Origin of the sequence: Candidatus Igneacidithiobacillus taiwanensis (genome assembly GCF_031962545.1) — a bacterium.
Lineage (GTDB): Bacteria > Pseudomonadota > Gammaproteobacteria > Acidithiobacillales > Acidithiobacillaceae > Igneacidithiobacillus > Igneacidithiobacillus taiwanensis.
Genome location: NZ_JAVRKK010000186.1, coordinates 1 through 3493 on the forward strand (window position 1 = coordinate 1; position 3493 = coordinate 3493).

The 3493-nt window shown below is 50.5% G+C and carries 4 protein-coding genes; all 4 read left to right on the forward strand.

What is annotated here, in order from left to right; genetic code table 11:
• The coding region (locus tag RTI30_RS13355) for a hypothetical protein (protein WP_312284021.1) at positions 1-990 on the forward strand (990 nt) is incomplete at its 5' end.
• A 356-nt stretch (positions 991-1346) separates the two neighbouring features.
• Positions 1347-2516: a transglycosylase SLT domain-containing protein gene (locus RTI30_RS13360; protein ID WP_312284022.1), complete on the forward strand. Its 1170-nt coding sequence runs from the start codon at positions 1347-1349 to the stop codon at positions 2514-2516.
• A gap of 67 nt (positions 2517-2583) precedes the next feature.
• A complete protein-coding gene (locus RTI30_RS13365; RefSeq protein WP_312284023.1) occupies positions 2584-2820 on the forward strand; it encodes a hypothetical protein in 237 nt (78 codons plus the stop codon).
• A 24-nt stretch (positions 2821-2844) separates the two neighbouring features.
• The coding region (locus tag RTI30_RS13370) for a hypothetical protein (protein ID WP_312284024.1) at positions 2845-3493 on the forward strand (649 nt) is incomplete at its 3' end.

A 3493-nucleotide genomic window follows, 5' to 3' on the forward strand; every position in this document is an offset into this window, starting at 1 on the left:
GTACTGGAAGCCATTGTCAAAGTCACGCTGAATCTTTTGGAGCATCGAAATCGCGTCATGGATGCAGCACAGAAAGCCATCGACGGCATTGTCGACCTAATGAATGACAGCCTGCAAAGGCATCCAGAAATCTCAGACATCGTGCAGGCACACGCCAAGATTACGGAGATGGCGAAGAAGAAAACGGAAGATGCCGAAGTCATCGACAATGCCGTCTTGGTCCTTGACGAATACACCAAATGGTTGTGCGCTAACACACAGGTTTATGCACAAGCATACGGTCCATACGGTAAAGCCGGATCACTCACTCTCGTCAGAACCAGACGGAGAGTTACTTGGATCATAACAGGTTTTGAGTGGCTTTATACCTTTTACGACAAATTTTCTTGGAAACCGGACAAGAACGGGACGTTCAATCCGAGAATGCACCACCCGACTTTCTTTTGCAGGGAAAAGAAACTGCATGCTCCAGGCAAAAAAGACATGATCGTAGGGTATCTCAAAGCACCCAAACGAGTGACTCGGGCATTCCTGCGAGCAGACGCCGACCTCGCAAGAAACGATACGAACTACCGCGAGACACAACGCCATGTGGACGAATACTTGGCAATTGCCGTGCCGTTCAGCGATGCACTGCTCGACTACGTCCACGCCAAAAATGATGCGGTCCGGATCATCGATCACGCGGATCGGGCCCTCTCCGACGAGCCCACCAATCCACTGGTGATGCCTGGTCCGAAGAAGAAGAAAGACACTGCAAAAGATGCGCAGGCCGAGGCCGAGGCCAAGGCAAAAAAGGCGGAGTACCTCGCAAAGCTCAAAGAGAAAAAGAGACAGGAAGCACGCAGGAAGAAGATCCGCGAGCGCATCGAAGAGCGTGCTAGGCGGGACGGACCAGATAGCAAGGCTGCTCGCAGACTGCACTTCTTGATCAAGCAAGAGGAAAAAATGAAGACAGCGACAAACAATAAAAACAAGGAGCTACGTTAAAAAAATGGTGTTAAAAAAACAATACACATATTTTGACACAACCAACTGTTTCGCAAGGGTGCGACTGTCGGCATTGATGATGCCTAATCCATTTGGACCAGAACCTAGTTTCCACTTAGCGATGATTTCGCCAAAAATTAAAATGGCAGCCGTGGTGAGCGTTCTCACGAAAATGCCGACACTAAATAGCAGTGATAACAATGCGATGGATAGAAAAAAAACCTTAACGATATGATTTTTCCGGCAGTATATAGTAAACCGGAGGTAAATCTAGTTATGCAGACAATTAAGACCAGCAAAAACAATTCAATACAGACAATGAAACATAACTGCAAAATCTGTTCGATAGTTTATATATGTTGGAGCAACGTAACAGTGGCCTGAAAAATGCAGACACCAGCAAAAACAGTAGGATAGAAAATGGTATGAGACCACACAAATATTCACGAGAGTATAGTCTTAAAAGCAAAATAGAGAGAATCTGCCGACAGAACGCAGGAAAAGTTATGCTCGCATCAGCCATGGCCCTATGGGCAGGGCCATTGCTGGCAGCATCGGCAACACCTTCGTCATCGACACAGCCATCACAGCAAACAGCCGCACCACAAACGGAGGATGGGATCCCAGTTACGGTACCAGTTCCGCAGATCTACCAGAAATGCGACACCTACCAAGATCCGCCAATCATGCTAGTAGCAATTTCGAATGTGGAGAGTGGACGCGATCCATGGGTGATCAATGACAACACCCTACTTAAGGAACATTTGCCAAACGACTTCTACTTGCACAACGCACAACAAGCAATTGCCAAAGCCACTCAGCTGCTAGGTGAAGGTCACAACATTGACATGGGGATAATGCAAATCAACTCGACACATCTAGGAAGATTCACAGTAGACCAACTCTTTAACCCGTGCGACAACATTGGAGCCGGATCATGGGTATTCCGCAGCGCATGGCAAGACACAAGCGGGATCACGCCAGCAACGCTAAGGGCGGTACATGCCCTGTCGATTTACAACTCAGGTGGCCAATACCCAGGAATTGAATGCAACTACGGTGTAAAGGTGATGGAGACCATCGGGATCCATGTGACAATCCCAGGAGTAAAGTGCGGCGTGAACGTCCCCGTATTTGTCCCGATGGAGAACTACCTCAACGGCGACCATTACACATCCACACTCAGGAGGAGACTGGAAGATGCGGCGCATGACATTAGCGACTGGGGGAAAAATGTTTGGGACCGGGCCTCTGCAACCATCAGGAACACGAAAAGTGATATCGAGTCTTGGACGGGACAGAGCAAGGGGAATCGGCAGCAGCAGCAGCAGCAAGCAGAACACCACAGCAAAGCGAACAGCACTGGCAACACCCTCAAGGGCATTTTGCTGATCGTACTCATCGTGCTGCTGATCGTACTGCTCATCTACTTCGGGATCATCCCACTGGGCTCACTCGCAGCGTGGGCAGCGACGCAAGTTGGCACCGGCATTTTGAGTTTGGCAGCAAGTGCAGGAAAGGCGTGAAGGATCAAGTAAAGAACATCGGGAAGAACCACGAGTGACGTTTTGACAGAAAAGGATGGGAGGAAAAATGAAAGAGCAAGTGCACGTCGCGCGATATTGGAGACAGGCAGTTTCGGAGTCCGCCTACGCACACATCGAAGTGGGTGAAGGGACGCGGGATGCGTTTCTGTTGAACGGTACATCACCGAGTGAATGGGTCATCAGCAAGGAAGTCTTGCGTGGCATCGGACGTGCGCGTGGCGGAAATTTTTTGCTCGGCTTCAGCGGTGTTTTCCGAATGACGGGACGCGAAGGGTTACGCTGAATCGTGCCGACGATCCTCGTACCCGTGGAAGTCGATGACAACGGAATGGTGACACCAGACTTTGAAATCACGGGTCCATGGTTGCAACGAGCAATGTTGTTCTCGCCTTTCAATCTTGCGTCACCGGAGAGCGCGGACTGGCGCATCAGTGAGCGCGCCATGATGCAAGATGCCGACGGAAAATTGATCGAGGACTTGCCATGGGAAGATCAGTGGCAGATGGCGATTGCGATGGTGGATCGCATCACCCAGATCATCACGGATGCACGGTGGAGTGTCGATGGTGGCGCGACAGTCGCAGAGCAACTCGACAAAAGATTGCCGGAAGGCTGGATCACAGAAAAGAGCGTGCTGTTCATCCCGACCAATCCGGCAAATGTGAACCGGACACAAATCACCGGACCAATGCTCGTGGCGTATGACCACATCGTTGAGCGATTTCAGAATGGAAAGCCACTACCGCAAATTGCCATTCGCTATGCAGACCCACATGCAAATGAAGCGATCTTTTTACAGACGGGCATCAGCGGCGATGAGCGTGTTCATGCCATGGGGATGCACCTGGGGCAGATGAGCAATTCGTACTCCATGGACAAAACGCAGCGCCGCGTTGTGGAGACACAAGCCATGATGCTCGAAGGTGGGATTGCGGCAGTAAGCGGTCCACCAGGAA